Origin of the sequence: Prosthecobacter sp., assembly GCF_044226605.1 — a bacterium.
In the GTDB taxonomy this organism is placed as follows: Bacteria; Verrucomicrobiota; Verrucomicrobiia; order Verrucomicrobiales; family Verrucomicrobiaceae; genus Prosthecobacter.
In genome coordinates this window covers 211,446-232,019 of sequence record NZ_JBGAGS010000006.1, presented here as the reverse complement: position 1 = coordinate 232,019, position 20,574 = coordinate 211,446, and the positions used below count along the sequence as shown (strand labels likewise).

General features: G+C 60.8%; 17 protein-coding genes. 11 read left to right on the top strand and 6 right to left on the bottom strand.

Going from position 1 to position 20,574, the window contains the following annotated elements:
* Genes ACILSO_RS09945 through ACILSO_RS09925 form a run of 5 tightly spaced genes read left to right on the top strand, consistent with a single transcriptional unit; the run spans position 1 to position 5,953 of the window.
* The gene (locus ACILSO_RS09945) at positions 1-1,362 is read left to right on the top strand and encodes a hypothetical protein (protein WP_395737239.1); all 1,362 of its coding nucleotides are present in this window, start codon (positions 1-3) and stop codon (positions 1,360-1,362) included.
* Between the two features lie 24 nt (positions 1,363-1,386).
* On the top strand, positions 1,387-1,572 hold the full coding sequence (locus ACILSO_RS09940; protein WP_395737238.1) for a hypothetical protein: 186 nt from the start codon (positions 1,387-1,389) through the stop codon (positions 1,570-1,572).
* Positions 1,562-1,876, top strand: coding sequence for a type II toxin-antitoxin system PemK/MazF family toxin (locus ACILSO_RS09935; RefSeq protein ID WP_395737237.1), 315 nt, complete (start codon positions 1,562-1,564; stop codon positions 1,874-1,876). Before ACILSO_RS09940 ends, ACILSO_RS09935 begins: the two co-directional genes overlap by 11 nt.
* Before the next feature lie 46 nt (positions 1,877-1,922).
* Positions 1,923-4,121, top strand: coding sequence for a bi-domain-containing oxidoreductase (locus ACILSO_RS09930; RefSeq protein WP_395737236.1), 2,199 nt, complete (start codon positions 1,923-1,925; stop codon positions 4,119-4,121).
* Entirely contained in the window at positions 4,121-5,953 is a 1,833-nt protein-coding gene (locus ACILSO_RS09925; RefSeq protein WP_395737235.1) for a heparinase II/III family protein, read from the top strand. The genes ACILSO_RS09930 and ACILSO_RS09925 overlap by 1 nt, the downstream gene beginning before the upstream one ends.
* 542 nt (positions 5,954-6,495) lie before the next feature.
* Here the strand turns inward: ACILSO_RS09925 and ACILSO_RS09920 are convergent.
* From ACILSO_RS09920 to ACILSO_RS09900, 5 genes are all read right to left on the bottom strand, one after another.
* Positions 6,496-8,127 (bottom strand): peptide ABC transporter substrate-binding protein, encoded by a 1,632-nt coding sequence (locus tag ACILSO_RS09920; protein ID WP_395737234.1) that lies wholly within the window; start codon positions 8,125-8,127, stop codon positions 6,496-6,498.
* Between the two features lie 115 nt (positions 8,128-8,242).
* Positions 8,243-8,611, bottom strand: coding sequence for a hypothetical protein (locus ACILSO_RS09915; RefSeq protein WP_395737233.1), 369 nt, complete (start codon positions 8,609-8,611; stop codon positions 8,243-8,245).
* A gap of 175 nt (positions 8,612-8,786) precedes the next feature.
* Positions 8,787-9,656: an ABC transporter permease gene (locus tag ACILSO_RS09910; protein WP_395737232.1), complete on the bottom strand. Its 870-nt coding sequence runs from the start codon at positions 9,654-9,656 to the stop codon at positions 8,787-8,789.
* Positions 9,653-10,573, bottom strand: coding sequence for an ABC transporter permease (locus tag ACILSO_RS09905; protein ID WP_395737231.1), 921 nt, complete (start codon positions 10,571-10,573; stop codon positions 9,653-9,655). Before ACILSO_RS09905 ends, ACILSO_RS09910 begins: the two co-directional genes overlap by 4 nt.
* Positions 10,570-11,346, bottom strand: a complete 777-nt coding sequence (locus tag ACILSO_RS09900) for a creatininase family protein (RefSeq protein WP_395737230.1) — start codon at positions 11,344-11,346, stop codon at positions 10,570-10,572. The genes ACILSO_RS09905 and ACILSO_RS09900 overlap by 4 nt, the downstream gene beginning before the upstream one ends.
* A gap of 76 nt (positions 11,347-11,422) precedes the next feature.
* Here ACILSO_RS09900 and ACILSO_RS09895 point away from each other — a divergent pair, with 76 nt between their 5' ends.
* From ACILSO_RS09895 to dgt, 4 genes are all read left to right on the top strand, one after another.
* Positions 11,423-12,754 carry a c-type cytochrome domain-containing protein gene (locus ACILSO_RS09895; RefSeq protein ID WP_395737229.1) on the top strand — a complete coding sequence of 444 codons (1,332 nt, stop codon included), beginning with the start codon at positions 11,423-11,425 and terminating at the stop codon, positions 12,752-12,754.
* Between the two features lie 5 nt (positions 12,755-12,759).
* Positions 12,760-13,146 (top strand): hypothetical protein, encoded by a 387-nt coding sequence (locus ACILSO_RS09890; protein ID WP_395737228.1) that lies wholly within the window; start codon positions 12,760-12,762, stop codon positions 13,144-13,146.
* The gene (locus tag ACILSO_RS09885; RefSeq protein ID WP_395737227.1) at positions 13,143-13,511 is read left to right on the top strand and encodes a CoA-binding protein; all 369 of its coding nucleotides are present in this window, start codon (positions 13,143-13,145) and stop codon (positions 13,509-13,511) included. The genes ACILSO_RS09890 and ACILSO_RS09885 overlap by 4 nt, the downstream gene beginning before the upstream one ends.
* Positions 13,512-13,814: 303 nt before the next feature.
* Positions 13,815-15,086 (top strand): dGTP triphosphohydrolase, encoded by a 1,272-nt coding sequence (dgt, locus tag ACILSO_RS09880; RefSeq protein WP_395737226.1) that lies wholly within the window; start codon positions 13,815-13,817, stop codon positions 15,084-15,086.
* Between the two features lie 206 nt (positions 15,087-15,292).
* Here dgt and ACILSO_RS09875 read toward each other — a convergent pair whose 3' ends face one another.
* Positions 15,293-16,525, bottom strand: a complete 1,233-nt coding sequence (locus ACILSO_RS09875) for an LL-diaminopimelate aminotransferase (RefSeq protein ID WP_395737225.1) — start codon at positions 16,523-16,525, stop codon at positions 15,293-15,295.
* A 174-nt stretch (positions 16,526-16,699) separates the two neighbouring features.
* Here ACILSO_RS09875 and ACILSO_RS09870 point away from each other — a divergent pair, with 174 nt between their 5' ends.
* Positions 16,700-17,389 carry a matrixin family metalloprotease gene (locus ACILSO_RS09870; protein ID WP_395737224.1) on the top strand — a complete coding sequence of 230 codons (690 nt, stop codon included), beginning with the start codon at positions 16,700-16,702 and terminating at the stop codon, positions 17,387-17,389.
* A 55-nt stretch (positions 17,390-17,444) separates the two neighbouring features.
* Positions 17,445-20,522, top strand: a complete 3,078-nt coding sequence (locus ACILSO_RS09865; RefSeq protein ID WP_395737223.1) for a PVC-type heme-binding CxxCH protein — start codon at positions 17,445-17,447, stop codon at positions 20,520-20,522.
* Positions 20,523-20,574 lie beyond the last annotated feature (52 nt).

Genomic DNA, 20,574 nt, shown 5'->3' with positions numbered 1-20,574 from the left:
ATGTCGCTCGAAGACACTCTCTATCCGCTGCTCAAGCTCTATGAAGCGGCGCCGCAGCCCGTGAAGTCGCTGGCGGGGCGTGCGTATCGGGCGATTCCATCTTCGCTGCGATACGGAGCGGCTTATGTGCGATTTCAAAATGAGGCGCGAGAGGTGGAGGGCTGGGATGAAGAGGCGATCAAGCGATATCAGATTGCGGAGCTGAGGGATGCATTGATGGCGGCAGCGAAGGCGCCGTTTTATGCGGAGCGATTCGGGGCGGATCCGGCGAAGTTTGAGGCGTTGGAGCAACTGGCTGACTATCCGCTGCTGACGAAGCAGGATTTGATTTTGCAGCGGGAGCGGATGGTGAATCCGGAGATTGATGCGAAGCAGCGGCTGTACATCACCACAGGTGGCTCGAGCGGGGTGCCGGTGGGGTTTTACCTGCACAAGGGTGTGAGCCGGCCGAAGGAGCAGGCTTATCTGGAAGCGCAGTGGTCGCGGCGGGGGTATCGGGTGGGTGATCGAGTGGCGGTGATCCGCGGGGGCGTCACTTCGAGCAGGGCAGGAGGAGGAATCAGCTATTTCGATGCCACGCGGAACTGGCTGATTCTTTCGTCTTATCATCTGACGCCGGAGCGACTGCCAGAGTATGTGGATGCGTTGAACCGCTTTCGTCCGCAGCATCTGCATGCGTATCCGAGCGCGGCATTGATGCTGGCGCAGATGGGGGTGAAGCCTGGCTTCCAACTGACTTCGCTTCTATGCGGTTCAGAGAAGCTCACGGCAGAGTCACAGCAATTTCTGGAGCAGTTTTTCGGAGCCAGGGTGTTTCACTGGTACGGGCACAGCGAGCGGGTGGTGCTGGCGGCGCAGGGACGCACGTCCAATCATCTGCACTTTTGGCCGACGTATGGGTTCGTGGAATTTGGCGAGGCGGATGCGGAGGGAAATCGTGAGATCATTGGAACGTCGTTTCACAATCATGTCATGCCGCTGATCCGGTATCGCACGGGGGACTATGCGAGGATCGTGGATGGCGAGGTGGTGGCAGTTGTGGGGCGAGATTATGAGTTTTTGGTCAGCGGCACTGGCCGACGCATTTCGCTGACCGCGATCAACATGCATGACCGCATTTTTGACGGGCTGCTGGCGGTGCAGTTTTTCCAGGAAAGCGAGGGCGTGGTGGAATGCCGCTATCAAGCCGCACCGCAGTGGGATGGAAAAGAGGATGCCATGCGTGCGGGCCTGCTGAAGAAGCTGGGGGATGATTTCATGCTTACCCTGCGTCAGGTGAAGGAAGTGGAAAAGACAGGCGCTGGGAAGCACAAGTGGCTGGTGACGAAGCTGCAATGCGACGAGCAGCCGCTTGCGAAGTGATCTTGTTCTGTTTATGATCAAGCTGTGAGCGCCGCCGTTCTTCATCTTCTTAATGTCATCAAGCAGCTTCCACTCGCTGAACAGATGGAGTTGCACCACGCCATGGCTGAAACGGTCCCCATGAGCGACGATCTTACCGACGACGATTTTGCCGCTTTGGCGGCCGCATCTTTCAGGGCGCTTGACGAGGAAGAGGCCCATGCTGCCTAAACGTGGAGAAGTCTGGCAAGTCGATTTTGGCATGGCCCAAAAGGTCAGGCCGGCACTGGTCATCAGTGTTCCGTATGACGATGCAGACCGGGCTTTAATTGGTGTGATCCCACATACGACAGCCACGCGAGGATCGCGGTTCGAAGTGTCCGTGCCAATTTCAAATCTGAAGGAAGGTGCATTTCTGGTGCAGGGAGTGCAGTCATTGCCTCCGAAATATTTTCTTCGCCGCATGGCGGTTCTTAGTGCTGCCCAGATGACTCAGGTCGAAGACTGTCTGCTGACATGGCAGGGAATGCGCTGACAAGTTCGCGTTCCAATGCCGGGAACAACCGAACTTCATTTGGAGAATGAGACAACTGGCCCAATATCAGGATGGACGTCTTGAACTGCAGGAGGTGCCGGCGCCGGTGGCACCGCCGGGGGGTATCTTGGTGAGGACGACGTGTTCGGTGATTTCTCCGGGGACGGAGAGGATGAAGGTGGAGCAGGCAAGGATGTCTCTGCTGCAGAAGGCGAAGGCGAGGCCGGATCAGGTGAAGAAGGTGATCGACACGGCGAAGACGCTGGGCTGGAAGGCGGCGATGGAGAAGGTGCGCAACCGGCTGGAGTCGCCGACGCCACTGGGCTACTCGGCGGCGGGGGTGGTGGTGGCGGTGGACGAGATGAACTCGCGCTTTCGAGTGGGAGACCGGGTGGCGTGCGGCGGGGCGGAGTGCGCGTTTCATGCGGAGATGATCGCGGTGCCGGATCTGCTGGCCTCACCGATTCCCGAAGGGGTGGAGGACTGGCAGGCGGCGTATACGACGCTGGCATCGATCTCGATGGAGGCGGTGCGTCAAAGCGGGGCGCGGCTGGGGGAACGTGTACTGGTGATGGGGCAGGGGCTGGTGGGCCTGCTGGCAACGAGTTTGCTGAAGGCTTCCGGTGCGCGCGTCATGGCTGTGGATTTTGTGGCCGGGCGTCTGCAAACCTCAAGCGCGATGGGGGCGGAAAGGGTGGTGAATCCGGCGCATTCAAAACTCGAAGACGAGGTGCGCGCGTGGACGGATGGGCATGGCGTGGATGCGGTGCTGCTGTGTGTGGGTGGCAAAGGGCGTGAAGCCGCGGACTCGGCCATAGCCTGCCTGCGTGATCGTGGTGTGATGGTGATCGTGGGCATCTATGATGCGGAACTGTCGTGGAAGACGGCCTACATCAAGGACATCCAAGTGCGGTACTCGCGCAGCTATGGGCCGGGCCGGTATGATGCGCAGTATGAGTGGGGCGGGCAGGACTATCCCATCGGGCATGTTCGCTGGACGGAGAACCGGAACTTTGAGGCTTGTCTGGAGCTGATGCGGACGGGGCAGCTGGACTTGAAGCCGGTGACGACGCGAAGAGTGGCGTTTGGGGAGGTGCTTGGCGTGTATAACAAGCTGGAGAGCGAGCTCGGAGTGGTGATTGAGTATGCGGCGGGGGTGGGTGTGGCGGAGCTTCCGGACCGCCTAAAGGCGGGACTACAATACGGTGATGGGAGGCTTGAGGAACGCGGGGGGAATGCGGAGGTTCCGGACGGCCGTCTTCCTTTGCTCTTCGAGCTGCGGGGGAGGGGACGGGAGGGACTCGAAAAAGGGGTTGGGGTGCTGGATGTGATTGGTGCGGGGAATTTTGCGAGGACGATGCTGCTGCCGCATGTGAAGGGGCAGATCGCGCTTGGCACGATTGTGAATGGGACGGGGCTTTCCGCACGGCATGTGAAGGAGAAGTTTGGATTTGCGAATGCTGAAACGGATGCGGCGAAGGTGGCAGGTGGTGCCGTCATGATTGGCACGCGGCATCATCTGCATGCGCCGCTGGTGCTGCAGGCGCTGCAAGGCGGGAAGCAGGTGTTTGTGGAGAAGCCGCTGTGTCTGACGCGTGAGGAGCTGGGGAAGATCGATACGGCGATGCTGGAGTCCGGAGGCAGTGTGATGGTGGGCTTCAACCGGCGCTTTGCTCCTGCCGCGGTGGCGATGATGGAGGTGCTGCGCACGATCTCCGGCCCGAAGACACTGGCGTTTCAGGTGAATGCGGGTGTGCTTGCGCCGGACCATTGGTACGCGAATGTGGCCGAAAGCGGCGGTCGAGTGCTGGGGGAGGCGTGCCACTTCTTTGATTTTGCCTGTCATGTGCTTGGAAAGCCTGTGGGGGTGACGGCTCAGACAGTGGGCCGGCCCAGGGTGCCGGATTCCGTCACTGCACAAATCGAGTTTGCGGATGGTTCGTCGGCGCAGGTGATTTATTCGGCCGATGGGGATGCGGCCTTCCCCAAGGAGACGTTTCGAGTGTTTGCAAGCGGCACGGTCATCGAATGCGTGAACTTCATGAAGCTTTCGATCTTCAAGAAGCGCAAAGAATGTGTGAAGAAGTTTGCCTCCAAGGGGCATGCGGAGGAGATGGCCGCGTGGCTTGGATTTTTGAAAGGCGGAGCGGAGCATCCTCTGCCCTATGAGCAGGCGAGGCAGAGCATGTGGCTGACGTTTGCAGTGCTGGAGTCCATCCGCGAGGGAAGAAACATCGAACTGTGATGAGCCTGGGCTGGTACATGCAGCGGCTGCGCGCGATGAGCGTGGGCGAGATGGTGCACCGCGTGGTGGAGCGTCTGGGCAGGCGGAACGAAGCTGCGAAGCTGCGGCGGCTTGCGCGGAAGGCGTGGGATGGAAGCTTCGCGGATTTCCCGAAGCTGCCATGGCGTGGCCGCGTGCCGCCGGAACTGCGAAAGCAACTGGCCGTGGAAGCGGAGCGGCTGATGCGTGGCGAATGGGAGTTGTTTGGCTGGAGGAGGGTTGAAGTAGGTGCGCCTCCATGCTGGCACCGAGATGCGACGCTGGGGGTGGTGATTGACCCTGAAATTCCGGCATGCAAACTGGATCACCGGAAACTGCCGCATGATGCGGATGCGCGGGCGATCTGGGAGATCAACCGCTGGAGCGAGATGACGCGCATGGCGATGCACAGCGCGCTGAACGGGGATGTGCATGCGATCCGAGTTTCGCAGCTCTGGCTGGAGGACTGGTGCGACCGCAACACACCAGGGAGGGGCATCAACTGGACGAGCCCGCTGGAGGCGGGGCTGCGGCTGATGAACTTCTGCTGGTTTGATGCGCTGGTGCGCGGCTGCAATGATGCGGAACTTGGCCGCAGGCAGGATGAGCTCACGGCGCGCATTGTGCCGGTGCATGCGTGGTGGATCTGGCAGCGCAGGTCGTTTGGATCTTCCGCGAACAATCATCTCATCGGCGAACTGAGCGCGCTGATCATGGCGGTGACGCGCTGGCCGGCGCTGGCGCGGATGACCCGTCCGGTGGCGCATGTGATGAAGCTGCTGGAGCATGAGATCATGGAGCAGTTTGCCACGGATGGAGGCAACAAGGAGCAGGCCCTGCATTATCACCTGTTTGCGTGGGAGATGTGCTGGCATGCCGGGATGGCGGCGGGTGGCTTCAAGCCGGAGGTGCTGGAGAGGCTGACGAAGGCGGCGCAGTATTTTGTGGATGTGGCCGAAGCTCCCGAGTGCTGGGATTTTGGAGACTCTGATGATGCGCAGGTGCTGCCGCTGCCGCTGAGGCGATCAAATGCCGCGGCGGAGTTTCGCGGATGGCTGATGAACCGGGCGGACGGCGCGACGCTGCGCTTCTGGCTGGGAGATCCGCCCCCGGGCATCAAGGCGGGAATGCGCAGCAGGTGGCTGGCGCATGAGGAGAGCGGGCTGGCGGTGTTTCGTGATGCCCGCTGGAGCGTGAGAGCGGATGCCTCCGCGCTCGGGCTTGGCAGAATGGCTGCGCACGGGCACCTGGATGCGCTGCATGTGTCGCTGTGGTTTGAGCAGCACGCGCTGGTCGTTGATCCTGGCACGGGTGCGTATTATGGGAATGCTGCATTGAGAGCGAAGCTGGCATCGTGGGAGGCACACAATGGGCCGGTGCCTGTGGCAGGACGTGCCACGCCGCAGCGCATGGGGGCTTTTTTATGGGCGAAGCATCACGAAAAACCGGCGCTGCGAATCGCCGATGAGATCTGCGTGATGAGCTTCAGCTGTGACGGACGGCAAGTCCAGCGAGCGGTGCATGTGATGCAGGACCATGTGGAGATCTGCGATGATGTGGGGGGCGAAGCCACGCATGTGGTGACGTGGCAGCTGGCGCCAGGCTGGCAGGTGGAGAAGGAGCGAAAGAACGGGTTCGTGTGCCGGAACGCCGAGTCGATTCCGGTGCATGGTACGCTGAACGGCGAGGCGATCGAGGGATGGGAGATCGTGGAGCGCGAGGTCTCGCCGCATTTCCGTGAGCAGGTGATGGCGCAGGCGGTGAAGGTCTTTTTTCGCGGAACGTTGACGACGGTCTGGCGCAAGTCGGACTGAGCGACGCAAGAGTTTCAAACAAGCGCAAGGCGCGGGAGATGATCCCGCGCCTTTTTATTTGTCCCAAACAACCGGAACGGATGGCCTGCGGAACACACGGAACACGCGGACTTTTTTCATGCGACGCATGCCATCACCGGACAACGGGGCGGTGCAAAAGCCCGCCGCTTGATTCTACTTGGTAAGTTGTCATTTTGACCACGGATTGACACGGATACCTGAGGCCGTGGGTGAAGAGCTCCCGGCGATTTTCATGCACGCCCTGGAGAGTTAGACCAACTCTCGAAAAGCTTGTCACATTGTCCGGACGGCGGAGCGGCCCCATTGGCTGCGTTGGTCGCTTGCCTGTTATTTTCAAATAGCAGGCGGCGCTCCCGTCTTGCCACTGGGCCGCTGCGCTCGCCGGTTCAATATGACAATCTTTTTGAGAACTGGTCTAGGCTCGGCTGACCCTGGGCTAAATTACGCAGCTCTTTCAGGGCTGGGATAAGCCGGGATGAAGGGCGGACATACCATTTGCTGGCATCCGAACGACGCTCCCTTCACGGCACCAGATCCACCGCCTTGTAACAGCGGTGTTCGAGAAGGGAGGGCAGGAGGCCTTTGACTTCGGGGCGCATGAGGTATGAGTGGGTGTACCAATAAATCGGAATGATGGGGGCTTCATTGAGAAGAATGGTCTCCGCTTCATTGAGAAGCTGCAGGCGTTTGGTCGCATCGCCTTCCTGATAGCTTTGATGGATCAGTTCATCATAGCGTTTGCTGCCCCAGCCGGTGTTGTTGTTGCCGTCTCCCGTCTGCCAGCAGCCGAGGAAGGTGGAGGGATCGAGGTAGTCGCCCACCCAGGCGTAACGGGCCACCTGGTAGTCGAGCTTGCGCTGAGACTCGATGTACACGCCCCAGTCTTGGTTGAGCACACCGGCGGGGATGTTGAGATGCTCCTTCCACATGGCCTGAACGGCTTCGGCCAGCGCACGGTGAGCCGGGCTTGTGTTGATGAGAATGTCGAATGGGGGAAAGCCCTTCCCATCAGGGAAACCGGCTTCGGCCATGAGCTTCTTTGCCTCGGCGGGATCGAAGCGCATGATATTGGGAACGTGATAGTCCACATTGCAGCCGGGTGGTGTGAGGCCGGTGGCGGGTTGCTGGCCTGCGCGAAGAACGTTCTTTGTGATGCTCTCGCGGTCAATGGCGAGCGCCAGCGCGCGGCGCACAAGCGGATTGTCGAAAGGCTTTTTCGTGGTGTTGCAGCGGTACATGTACACGCTGAGGAGGGGATCATTGTGGTAGCTGGGGGATTTGCCGGCCTCGTAAGCGGGAATTTTCGACAGGGGCATCATCAGGGTCACGTGAAGCTGGCCGTCGACAAAGGCGCGCTCCTCGGTGGTATCGTTGGAGATGGGAAGGAACACGATGCCATTGAGCTTCACGGTGGCGGCATCCCAGTAATGAGGATTGCGCTCCACTTCGATGGCCTGATTGACATCCCAGCTCTTGAGTTTGAAGGCGCCGTTGCACACCATGTTTGCAGGGCGCGTCCAGCGAGTGTTGCGGTCGGACATGGAGCCGAATTTTTCGATCGCCTGCTTCGGCATGGGGAACCAGGCGTAGTGCTTGATCATGCTGGGAAAATAAGGAGCCGGGCCCTTCAGGGTGATCTGCAGCGTCAATGGGTCGAGAGCCTTGACTCCGACCTGTGAAAAATCCGTGATCTTGCCCGTGTGAAATTCTTCCGCATTGAGCAAGGGGTAGAGCATGCCTGCGTAGTCGGCGCCGAGCCTGGCCGTGAGCATGCGCTGGTATGAGTACACAAAGTCGGCGGCGGTGAGCGGTGCGCCGTCGCTCCACCGACCGTTTGGCTGAAGCTTGAACGTCCAGACGGTGAATGCCGGATCGTGTTCCCAAGAGGCGGCAGCGCCGGGGGCATCGCCATCGGGATTGCCGGGCGCCGGGGAGATGAGGCCTTCGAAGATGGCGTGAAAAATCATGTGCTCGGGCTGTCCGCTGGCGAGCTGAGGATCCAGCGTGGCAGGCTCGGTGCCATTTCCGACCAGCAGGATTTTCGCGTGGTTCGCCGTTTCGACCCGCGTGGGGCGGTGAGTGCGGACATGATGAAAAACCGCGATGCCGCCGATGAAGGCAAAGAGAAGGAGAGCACGAAAAATCCAGCGCATGGGCAAACATGACACGAGGCGGGTCCTTTGTGCAACGCTGCAATAAAAACGGCCCCGCCATCAACTGGCGGGGCCGCGGTCAGGACAGCCGTCTGTCATTCAGCATTCCACGCTACTACCTGTAGAAGCCGTGATGATGGTGATGGCTGTAACCGTAACCGTAGTTGGGGCGGCACCCTGCACCTCCGACTCCGATGCCCACACCCAGATTGACGCGGGGTGGCTGCACATACACGGGGCGCGGGGCGGAATAGCCGCCGGAGTAACCTCCGGTGTAACCATTCGCGAGGCCGGGAGTGATCCATTGATAGATCGGGCGGCCGTAGGCATCGATGGTGGCCGGCTGGTAAACGGCGATGATGGGGGTGCCATTGGGGTTATAACCCACAATGCGGGTCTCGCCAGGATAGTCGGCTTTGGCGCTGGTGGGAGCTGCAAAACCAAGAACTGCGGCTGCAGCGAGAACGGAGAAGAGTGTTTTCATTGGGAGGTGGAATTTGTATCCGCACTCTCTGACGTGGACGCCGCACAACTATTCAGGCTTCATGAAAATATTTTTTTCGCCGCTCGGAGATGGTTCTGAACGGCACGCCGCACCAGCGGTGAGGGCTGCCTGCCGAGGCGAGAGAGCGAGCGGCAGCGGAGGCATTGAAGCAGGCTTATTGCTGCGACATTGACTTGGGATCGAAGGCATCCCGCAGGCCGTCGCCGAGCAGATTAAGCGCGAGGAGTGTGAGGGAGAAAAAGATGCCGGGATAGATGAGCAGCCAGGGGTAGCTTTCCATGGAGTTGGCACCTTCCTGAATGAGAACGCCCCAGCTTGCGTCCGGCGGCTGAATGCCAAGACCGAGGAAGCTCAGCGCGGCCTCAAGGAGCATGACGCCTGGGACGGTGAGGCTGGCGTAGATGATGACGGGGCCCGAGACATTTGGCAGCAGGTGTTTGAAAACAATGTGCCAGAAGTCTGCACCGGAGGCACGCGCCGCGGTGACGAACTCAAGATTTTTCAGAGCAAGGACCTGGCCGCGCACCACACGGGCCATGGTGAGCCACTCCACCGCGCCGATGGCCACAAAAATGAGCCAGAACTGACGGCCGACGATGGCCATGAGGAGGATGACGAAATTGACGAAAGGAAGACCATAGAGGATGTCGACGATGCGCATCATCGCTGAATCGGTGCGGCCGCCGGCGAGGCCTGAGATCATGCCATAGAGGACACCGATGGTAACGGCCACGGCGGTGGCGAGGAGGCCAACCTCCAGGGAGACACGCCCGCCAAACAGAATGCGGGTGAGCATGTCACGCCCGAGCGCATCTGTGCCCAGCCAGTGAGCCGTGCTGAAATCGGCCGCCTTGAGGTTGAGATTCTGCTGCGACTGATCATACGGAGAGAATTCCGGGCCGATGAAGCAGAGGAGGAACAAGGCGATGAGAAAGCCGAGAGCAAAGGCATTGATGCGATTGCGCATGAGACGGCGCCATGCGGCCCGCATCGGAGATTGTCCCTGGCCCGGCGTGCTGCTCATGCGTGAAGGCGGATGCGGGGGTTGAGGATGGCCTGCAGGATGTCCACCAGCAGATTGAAGGAGACGATCAAGGCGGCGAAGAAAGTGGAAAGGCCGATGGCGAGAGGGAGGTCCTTGTTGATGGCGGCGGAAACAAAGAACTGGCCCAGGCCGGGAAGCTGAAAAACGGTCTCCACGATGAACGAGCCTGTGAGAAGACCTGCGGCGGCAGGGCCGAGGAAATTGATCACCGGGAGGCTGGCGAGTTTGAGCGCGTGGAGAAACACGACGGAAGTCTCGCCAGCGCCTTTGGCCCGCGCGGTGCGGATGAACTCCTGCGCGAGCGTCTCACGCAGGCTGCCACGCGTGAGACGTGCGATGTAGCCGCTGTAGATGATGCCGAGGGTGAAGGCGGGCAGCACCCAGTCCGCAGTATCGAACCAGCCGGAGGCATTGAACCAGCGCAGGTTGAGGCCGAAGAGCTTGGCGAGGAGCGGGCCGAGAACCATGGAGGGCGCGCAGATGCCGATGGTGGCCGCCAGCGTGCTGGCGCGGTCTTCGAACGAATTTGGCCGGAGAGCGGCCATGGCGCCGAGAGGCACGCCGATGGCTAGTGCGATGAGCAGCGCAGCACCGCCCACAGTCGCGGACACCGGAAAACCGGAGGCGATGATTTCATCCACGCCGCGACCTTTGTAGTGTTCGGATTCCGGGAGATCCAGGGTGGCGTAATGTTTGAACTGAAGTCCGAGCTGCACGATCCACGGCTTGTCACGGCCGTAGTATTCATCCTGCGCCTTTTGCGCCTCCTTGCTGATGGAGCGCTCGGTGCGGACCGAACCGCCCGGCGCCATTTTGGACAGAGCAAAGGTGATGGTGATCACCGCGAAGATCACGACGATGCCCTGCAAGACACGGCTGACGATGAAGCGGATCATTTCGACTTCTCGTAGAGATCGCTGATGTCAGCGGCGGCGAGTTCGATGAGGTAGGTGGCGATTTTGGCACCGAGGGCCTCGAAGTAGCGGCGGCCTTTCTCCGCGGTGCTGTGCCGGGGATCGCCGGAGCCGGTGTCGTTGGTGGCCTTTGTCCAGGCACGCTGTGCCCAGGCCCACTTTTCATTGATGGCTTTGAGCTTCCAGCGGTTGTCGGTGCCGGGTCCCCATTCGGATTGGGGAAGCACGAGGTGCGGGTGGAAGTGGAGCATGAGGCTGGTCTCGCGCTCGTCCGCGTGATCGCCCACGATGTTGAAGATGTCGTCTCCCTTGACCGCCTGGAACCAGGAGACGGTGGAGAGGAACATTTTCGGGTGGCGGGCCTGAAGCTCGCGGAGCATCTGGCGGAAGTCATTGCCGCCGTGGCCGTTGAGGATGACGAACTTCATCACGCCCACGCCTTCGAGACTGCTGATGACATCCTCCAGCACCATGAGCTGGGTGCTGGGATTCATGTTGATGCAGAAGGGGACGTCGAGCTGGCCGGTTTGCACGCCGAAGGGCATGTTGGGCAGGATGGCCACCCTGGCGCCCGCTTCCCAGGCGATGCGGCCGGCCTCGGCGGCGATGGCGTCGTTTTGCAGGGAGTCGGTGGCGTAGGGAAGGTGCCAGTTGTGCGCCTCGGTGGCGCCCCAGGGGAGCACGGCCGCCTCGTAGCGAGTGGCATGCACTTGTTTCCAGTTTGTTTCGGCAATGATCCAGGGTCTGGGGCTCATGGAGGTGATGTAAAGAGGCGGGCGCTTGATGCAACGTCCGACAAACTCGGTCTTTAGTGCCGTTTCTTTTCACCCCATGCTTCGATCGCTGCTTTTTCTTTTTATCCTGACTGTGTCCGCCTCTGCTGCTGAGATTTCGTTTTCACGGCAGGTGGCGCCGATTTTTCTGGACCAGTGCGTGGAGTGCCACCGGGCGGGGAAGGCCAAGGGCGGATATCGGCTGGACACCGTGGAACTCATGCTCAAAGCCGGTGACAGCAAGGCGGCTGCGGTGGTGGCGGGCAAACCGGAGGAGAGCGAGCTGTACCGGCTGACGGCCACGCATGATGAAGACGACCGCATGCCGAAGAAGGCGGATGCGCTGCCTGAAAAAGACGTGAAGCTGATCCGAGAGTGGATCGCGCAGGGGGCCAGGCTGGATGTGGCGGACCCTAAAGCGTTGCTGCGGTCGGTGGTGCCGGAAGCGCAGAAAACCGTGGCTCCAGAGAAGTACCCGCGGCCGCTGCCAGTCACCGCGCTGGCTCTGAATCCTGGCGGGGATGCGCTGGCATGCAGCGGCTATTTTGAGACGACGATCTGGGATTTGGGAACGGGCAAACTGAAGGCGCGCCTCGCCGGCCTGCCGGAACGCGTTCTGGCGCTGTCATGGGTGTCTGCGGATCTGCTCGCAGTCGCGGGCGGAGTTCCCGGGCGCTCGGGTGAAGTGTGGCTGGTGAATCCTGGCAAGCCGGCGGAACGGCGGAGGCTGGTGAGCGCACGAGACTGTGTGCTGGCCATGGTGGCGAGTGCGGATGGCAAGCTGCTGGTCTGTGGTGGCGCTGACAATCTGGTGCGCTGTTTTGAGCTGCCATCCGGGAAGCTGAAGTGGCAGATCGAGCCGCATGCGGACTGGATCATGGGCATGGCTTTTTCGCCGGACGGCAGGCAGATCGCCACTGCGAGCCGGGACCGGACCGCGAGGCGCATCGATGCGGCGACTGGCGAGATTTTGACCACCTTCACGCAGCATGTGTGCGCGGTTTTGAGCGTGGCATTCACGCCGGACAGCAAGGATGTCATCACGGGAGACATGGAAGGCGAGATCCGGCGCTGGGATCTGAACGGGGAAGGGAGAAAGGACAGCACCATGCGGCCCGACGGAAGGACGGAGGTGCTGAGCGTGGGTTACCTCGATGCCGACACGCCGGTGGCCGTACTGGGAAATGGAGCGGTGGTTTCCGTGGACGCCAAGACGCGGAAGGTGAGGGACAAGATCGCCCGGCATGAGGACCGGGTGAACGTGCTTCTGCTTCAGCGCGTGGAGAAGGGGAGCCGCGTCATCTCCGGGTGCCACGACGGCCGGGTGCGCATCAGCGAATTGGGAAAGGCGGAGCCGGTGTTGCAATTTGTAGCGTCGCCGGGATGGTAACCCGCATGTTTGGACCCTTTGAATCACGCACCGATCCGCTAGCCAGCCGCTTTGTTTTCCTGCAGAGGGTGCTGAAATCCGCCCTGCTGGCTTTAGTCGTGTCCAGCGTGGCCTTGGGAGTGGGGGTGCTGGGTTATCATTACATTGCGCGCTTCTCGTGGATCGACAGCCTGCTGAATGCCTCGATGATCCTGGGGGGGATGGGGCCGATGGGGGATCTGCCCTCGGACGCGGCGAAGGTTTTCGCCTCATTTTACGCCCTTTTCAGCGGGCTGGTGTTCATCTCCGTGATGGGCATTGTGCTGGCGCCGGCGGCGCACCGGGCGCTGCATGCGTTTCATCTGGATGATGAGGACGAAAACGGAGATGAAGGAACGAGGAAAAAAACATGAGCAAGGAACGCGTCGTCATCGTGGGAGCCAGCAACAATCCCGAGCGCTACAGCCATCGTGCGCTGGAACTGCTGCGGAAGCATGGGCATGAAGTGGTGCCGGTGCATCCGGCGCTGGCGGAGATTGAGGGGGTGCCGGTGGTGGCGGATTTGAGCCGCATCGCGGGGCCGGTGGATACGGTGACGATGTATGTGGGGGAGGCCATTTCGGCGGGGATGCAGGAAAAGCTGGCCGCACTGAAACCGCGGCGAGTGATTTTCAATCCTGGCGCGGAAAATGCGCCATTGGCGGACGCTTTGCAAAAAGCCGGAATCGCCTGCGAGGAGGCATGCACCCTGGTGCTGCTGAAAACGGGGCGGTTTTGAACACAGCCCCTGCCTGAAGGTTCTCAGGTACCAACCCCATGCTCGAAATTCAGAAAAACCGAATCTATGAACGCAGCCGCATGCGTGCCCACGGCGTCAGCGAAGATGAAATTGAGAAGGCCCAGCACAGGCCATTCCGGCCCGCCTTTGTGAACGGGAAACGCCGGCCGAGAGAGGCGGATGCGGAGTGCGAGGTGCCGACGGGCCAGTTTGCGTTCCGGCGGTCGAGCTGAAGGTGGGGGCGCTTGTTGGTTGGTTGCTTGCCTGCATGCCCTGACCTGCTAGCATCGCGGCACATCCCGCATGCCCGCGAACCGCTTTTACACCTCCTTTGACATCGAAACGCTCGAGCCGCGCCCCGCGCATGCCGGGGAGTACCGGAGTCCGTTTCAGATCGACCGCGACCGCATCATCCACAGCAGCGCCTTCCGGCGTCTGCAAAACAAGACGCAGGTGTTTTTGTCGGGTGAGTATGACTTTTACCGCACGCGGCTGACGCACAGCATCGAGGTGGCGCAGATCGGGCGCAGCATCTGTGGCTGGCTTACGCAGCAGAGCCAGTATCTTGAGGACGAATGCTTCATCGATTCCGATCTCGTGGAGAGCGCGTGCCTGAGCCACGATCTCGGGCACCCGCCGTTTGGACACTCAGGCGAGCGCACGCTGCACCGGCTGATGGCGCCGTACGGCGGCTTTGAGGGGAATGCGCAGACGCTGCGCATCCTGACGCAGACGCTTTTCAGCGAAGGGCGCAGCGGCATGAACCCCACACGGGCGCTGCTGGACGGCGTGCTGAAGTACAAGACGCTGTGGTCCGAGGACAAGCAGGCGAAGAACCACTACCTGTATGATGAGCAGGAGCGGTGGCTGGATTTCACGCTGGGCGGCCAGGCGTTTCCGGTGGAGCTCACGCCTGGAAACGTGCGCAATAGCTTCCGCAGCATCGAGTGCCAGATCATGGACTGGGCGGATGATACGGCGTATTCGCTTAATGACATTGCCGATGGCATCCATGCAGGGTTCATCAATGTGCAGCGGCTGGAGCGGTGGGCTGGGGAGCAGGAGCTTTCCGAGGCTGACCAGGCGGATGTGGAGTTTCTGTGCAAAGCGGTGCGCGAGAGCCGCGTGGAGGGGCGGCTGAACCGGCTGATTGGTGAATGCATTCGCGCCACCAAGCTGGTGCTGGCGGCGAACTTCCTCAGCGCGAGCACGCGGCGGCATCAGTATGCACTGGAGATTGATCCGGTGCTGCGGCGCCGGGCGGATCTGCACAAGAAGATCGCGCTGGAGCTTGTGTTTCTGAGTCCGCAGCTGCAGCAGCTGGACCACAAGGCGGACTTCATTCTGACGAGGTTGTTTGGGGTGCTGCGAGAGCGCTACATCGACACCGTGCAGCCGAAGGGCCTGCATCTGATGCCTGCGGCGATTGAGAAGGAGATCCAGGCTGCGGCGGATGCGCCGGCACGTGCGCGGCTGGTGTGCGACTGGATTGCGAACATGACGGACCACTTTGCGTTCCGGACGTACCGGAGGCTGTTTGACGCGGACTTTGGGTCGATCACGGATTTTGTGTGATGGGGGGGATGAGCGCTGGGTTCAGAGCAGTGTAGGAGTGGCTCGTGAATCAGCGTGCTTGCGAGCCGCACAGAGACTGTGCGGACCACTATGCTGGCGCTGTGCAGTGTCACTCGCGTCGTAAAAAACAAGGGACGAACATTTCTGTTCGTCCCTTGCGGTGATGAGTGTGGTGAGATGAGGTAAAACGAATCTAGAGATTCGTTCTACAGCTGCGCAATGCGGCGACAGACTTCCTCCACATTGGCGCGGCTGTTGAAGGCGCTGATGCGGAAGTAGCCTTCGCCGGCGCTGCCGAAGCCGCTGCCGGGGGTGATGACGACGTTGGCTTCGTTAAGCATCTTGTCGAACATCTGCCAGCTGGTGAGGCCGTTCGGGCAGCCGACCCAGACGTAGGGGGCATTTACGCCGCCGAAGACCTGGAGGCCGGCCTTTTTACAGGCTTCCACCAGCAGGGCGGCATTGCCTATGTAGTGCTCGATGAGGGCCTTCACCTGAGCCTTGCCTTCGGCTGAGTAGATGGCTTCGGCGCCGCGCTGGACGATGTAGCTGGTGCCGTTGAACTTGGTGCTGTGGCGACGGCTCCAGAGAGGATGGATGGCCTGCTTGCCGCCTGCCTTGGTCTTGCCCATGAGGCCTTTGGGGATGATGACGATGCCGCAGCGGACGCCGGTGAAGCCGCCGTTTTTGGAGAAGCTCCTAAATTCGATGGCGCAGTCGCGGGCGCCTTCGATTTCATAGATGGAGCGCGGCAGTTCCGGGTCGCGAATGAAGGCTTCGTAGGCGGCGTCGTAGAGGATGGTGGTGCCGTTGGCCAGGGCGTATTTGACCCAGGCTTCGAGCTGGGCGCGGGTGGCGACGGCGCCTGTGGGATTGTTTGGGTAGCAGAGGTAGGCCAGATCGACGGGCTCGTTCGGGATCTCGGGGACGAAGCCGTTGGCGGGAGTGCACTTGAGGTAGTGCAGGCCGGCGTAGGCGCCGCTTTCGTCGGCATCGCCGGTGTTGCCAGCCATGACGTTGGTGTCCACATAGACGGGATAGACGGGGTCGGTGATGGCGATCTTGTTTCCGGCGCCGAAGATGTCGAGGATGTTGCCGGTGTCGCACTTGCTGCCGTCGGAGATGAAAATCTCATCTGCCTCGACGTTGATGCCGCGGGCCTTGAAGTCGTGCTCGGCGATGGCGTTGCGGAGGAAGTCGTAACCCTGCTCAGGGCCGTAGCCGCGGAAGGTGCTGCGGTCGCCCATTTCATCCACGGCCTTGTGCATGGCGGTGCGGACGGCCTCTGGCAGAGCTTCGGTCACATCGCCGATGCCGCAGCGGATGAGGCGCTTGGCGGCCTCGGTATTGGCTTCGGTGAAAGCCTTCACGCGGCGGGCGATTTCGGGGAAGAGGTAACCGGCTTTGAGCTTGTTGTAGTTTTCGTTGATGTAGGCCATGGCGGGGAAAGGAAAGGGGAGGGGAGAGGAAGGGGGCGGGCAGTGTGGCGAGTCGCGGCGGGGATGCAAGAGGGGCGAAAGACGTGACGCAGCGCTGAATAAGTATTTACAATTCTTACATTTGCGAATTCATATCATGGGTGAGATTCAAAATTGTCGAATCCCTTCCTCTGCATGAAGAAAAACGCATTCTCACTAAGCCTTTGCTTATGGGCAGCCTGCTTGATCAGCAACTGCGCGTACCATGAGATTGCGGTGCAGAAAAAAGAGATCAGCGCTCCTTCCATGCCCTTTGGCACTGGCGGCAAGCTGGTCAGCTACAACAAGCCCCAGCTGTGGAACAAGCGCCACCTGACCTGGCGGCTGGACACCGCCGCCGTGCCGGTGCCGGGGCGGCTGGTGGAGGCAGAGCTGCTGCGTGAGATCGACAAGAGTTTCAAGAGCTGGGAGTCGGCCGGGGTTTTCACCTTTGCTCAATCCCGAGTGGGCGAGCCTGCGGACATTGTGATCAGCTTCAAGGCTCCCCCGGGGCGCACGTGGGACGGCCAGCTGGGCAGCATGGGCCATGCCGCCTTTCCCTGGAGCAGTGACCGCGGCCACATCTACCTGGACCCTTCCGAATGGTGGAGCACCGGTTCGTTTGCGCTGATCGGCGACCCTATCCTCCGATGGCTGCCGCATGAAATCGGGCACGTGCTGGGCCTGCAGCATTCCCGTGACGAAGATCAGACCATGGCTGAGACAGGCCCCTACAGCCTGCCGGACAAGGCCAGCTTTAGCCAGCTGCGCCACCTCTATGCGCCGCAGACGCCCGTTTTCACCTGGGTGCAGTGCGTCATGGATGTCTCGGGAGAGGCGGAATAAGTGCGGCCATGGCTGCGGCGGGTAAGAACCGGCCCCCTTGTGCCGTCCATTCTGCATGAAATGTCCGAAGATCGCCTGGCTGGTTTTGACCCTGGCCGCACCTCTCGTCGCTGAGGAGCTGAAGTTCCCCACCACCCCGCCCACGGAGCCGCAAAACGCCGCGAAGACCTTCCATGTCCTTGATGGCTTCGAGATGCAGCTCATCGCCGCCGAGCCGCTCGTTACCGATCCCGTCGCCATCACTTATGATGAAGATGGCCGCGCCTACGTGTGCGAGATGAACGACTACCCCTACACGGACAAGGAGCACCACAAGCACGCGCAGGAAAATCCCACCGACCAGGCGATCGGGAAAGTGCGGCTGCTGACGGACAGCGATGGGGACGGGGTGTTTGACAAGGCAACGGTGTTTGCGGAGGGGCTGTCGTGGCCGACGGGGGCGGCCTGCTGGAAAGGCGGCATCTTTGTGACCGCGACGCCGGATGTCTGGTACCTCAAAGACACGAATGGCGATGGTGTGGCCGATGTGAGGCAGAAGGTCTTCACGGGTTTCAAAAAACTGAATGTTCAGGCGGTGATGAACAATCCCATCTGGGGCCTCGACCACCGCATCTATGTGGCGGGCGGCAGCAACGGCGGTGAGATCCAGCGCGTGCCTGGCAGCGAATCCGTCATGCCTCTGCCTGCCGATTTCAAACCCCTGCCCATCAAGCGCAACGACTTCAGCTTTGACCCGAGCACGGGTGACGTGCGGCTGGAAAGCGGGGGCGCGAGATTTGGGAACACCTTTGATGACTGGGGCAACCGCTTCCTGTGCAACATCCGCAATCCCTGCCAGCATGTGGTGCTGCCGTATCGCTACCTGGCAAGGAATCCGTATCTGGTGGTGCCGAGCGCGCTGAATGACTGCGCCGAGGCGGGCGACCAGCTTCCGGTTTATCGCACCAGCCCTGCGGAGCCCTGGCGCGAGTTTCGTGCGAAGCGCTGGGTGCAGGAAGGCAGCACGCTGCCGAAGAGTGAACTTGTGGGGGCGGGTGTCGTCACGTCTTCCGCAGGCATCACCGTGTATCGCGGCGATGCCTACCCGCCTGAGTACCGCGACTTCGCGTTTGTGGCGGATGTGGCGGGGAATCTTTTTTACCGGATGAAGCTGGTGCCCGACGGCGTCACCTTCAAAGCCGTGCAGGTGGATGGAACAAAAAACTTCTGCACCAGCGACGATCTCTGGTTCCGCCCCGTCAATTTCGTCAACGCCCCCGATGGCTGCCTGCACGTCTGCGACATGTACCGCGAGGTGATCGAGCACCCCTGGAGCATCCCCGACGACATCCATTCAGCGGTGGATTTGCTGAGGGGGAGGGACAAGGGGAGGGTGTTTCGACTCGCGCCGAAGTCTTTCAAATCACGCGCGACGCCGAAGATGAGCAAAGCAAGCACGGGGGAGTTGGTCGCACTGCTGGATCATCCCAATGCGTGGCACCGCGAGACTGCGCAACGTCTGCTTTTTGAGAGGCAAGACAAGGCGGCGGTGTCCCCCATGAGCAAGCTTGTGGAAAGTGCAAAAACGCCGCAGGGGAAAGTGAGCACCCTATGGACACTCGGTATGGTAACAAAAGACCTCGCCGCCATGCAGGGGGCTATCAATGCCGCAGCTGTAGATCAGAATCCTCAAGTCCGAGCCAATGCAGCACGCTTTGCCTGTGAGTGGCAGGACACCAGCCCGCCCAGCCCGATCGAATTCAAGCTGCGCCTGCAATCGGATCAGAACCCCAGCAGGCCAGACCTGCTTGCCGCGCTCTCATCCTCTGCGATGGAGCCAGCGACAGTGGCTTTCTGGGCGGCATTCCATGCCGGAAATCTGGATGACAAAAATGCACTGCGACGCATGTCCGCTCTGCAGTGGCGGCATGGAGGCGACACATGGATGCAACCCGCGCTGCTTAGCTATCGCGACAGCCCCACTTCCAATGGTTACCTTGTGGGAAATCTCGTCGGGCGGCTGCAAAAAGAGCAGATGGCTGCGCATCCGCTGCTGGCAGAACTTGCGCGTCGAATGGGAATTCCTTTGTCGCCTGCTGAGGGAGTGGCGGTGACACAGGAAATATTGAGCACCGCCATGCCTGAGGCTGTGAAGCGGCACATGCTTGAAAACATCCTCCGTGGCATGCAGTTCCGCGGAACAAACACGAATGAGGTCATTACTCATCCTGCAGTGGCGCAGGCATGCCATCCTTGGATTGAAAAAGCTCGCGCGGACTTGAACAGCGGAGATGCCGTTCGCATCAAGGATGCCTTGAGCACGCTGGCTGTTTTTGAAACAGCGGAAAACTTCACTCAAAGAATCCAGCCCCTGATGCTGCCGAGCAATCCCGCTGAAGTTCAGCTCATGGTTTTGGAAGCTCTGGGCACCTCTCGCGACCCCGCCGTCGCCGACATCCTCCTCACCGCCTGGCCCAAGCTTACACCTGCTCTCCGCGAAAAAGCCACCACGCTCCTCCTCTCCCGCACCGATCGCATCGCCAAGCTGCTCGACGCCATCGAAGCCAAAAAGATCCTTCCTTCGCAGCTCAGCGTTGCTGCGAAGGCTACGCTGGGACGTCAAAAAACGCCCGCCCTCGTAGCACGCATCACCAAACTCATCGGCGACGGCTCTTCCTCAAATCGCAAAGCCGTCATCGACAAATACACAGTCGCCATGTCCGGCAGTGATGTGGGCACTCCTGCCCGCATCACTGGGGATCCCGTCAGCGGCGCGAAGGTTTACGAAACCCTCTGCATGGTCTGCCACCGTCATGTGGATCGTGGGAACGACGTCGGCCCCAACCTCGGCACCATCAAGGCCTGGACGGCGGAGCAGATCCTCACGAACGTGCTTGATCCCAACCGGGAAGTTTCGCCCAACTTTGCGCTCTACATCGTCGAAACGAATGATGGCCGCACGCTCTCCGGCCTCATCGCCAGTGAGACTGCCGGCAACCTCACGCTCAAACGCGCCGACGGAGGCACTGACACGGTGCTGCGCAGCGAGATCAAATCATTGACCAGCCCTGGCATTTCCTTGATGCCGGAAGGTTTGGAGGCAGCCATCACGCCGCAGCAGATGGCGGATTTGATCGAGTATCTGAAAAAGTAATGCCAAAGGCAATCGTGCAGGGGGCGCAGTCTTGCGAAACGGGACCGGTCGC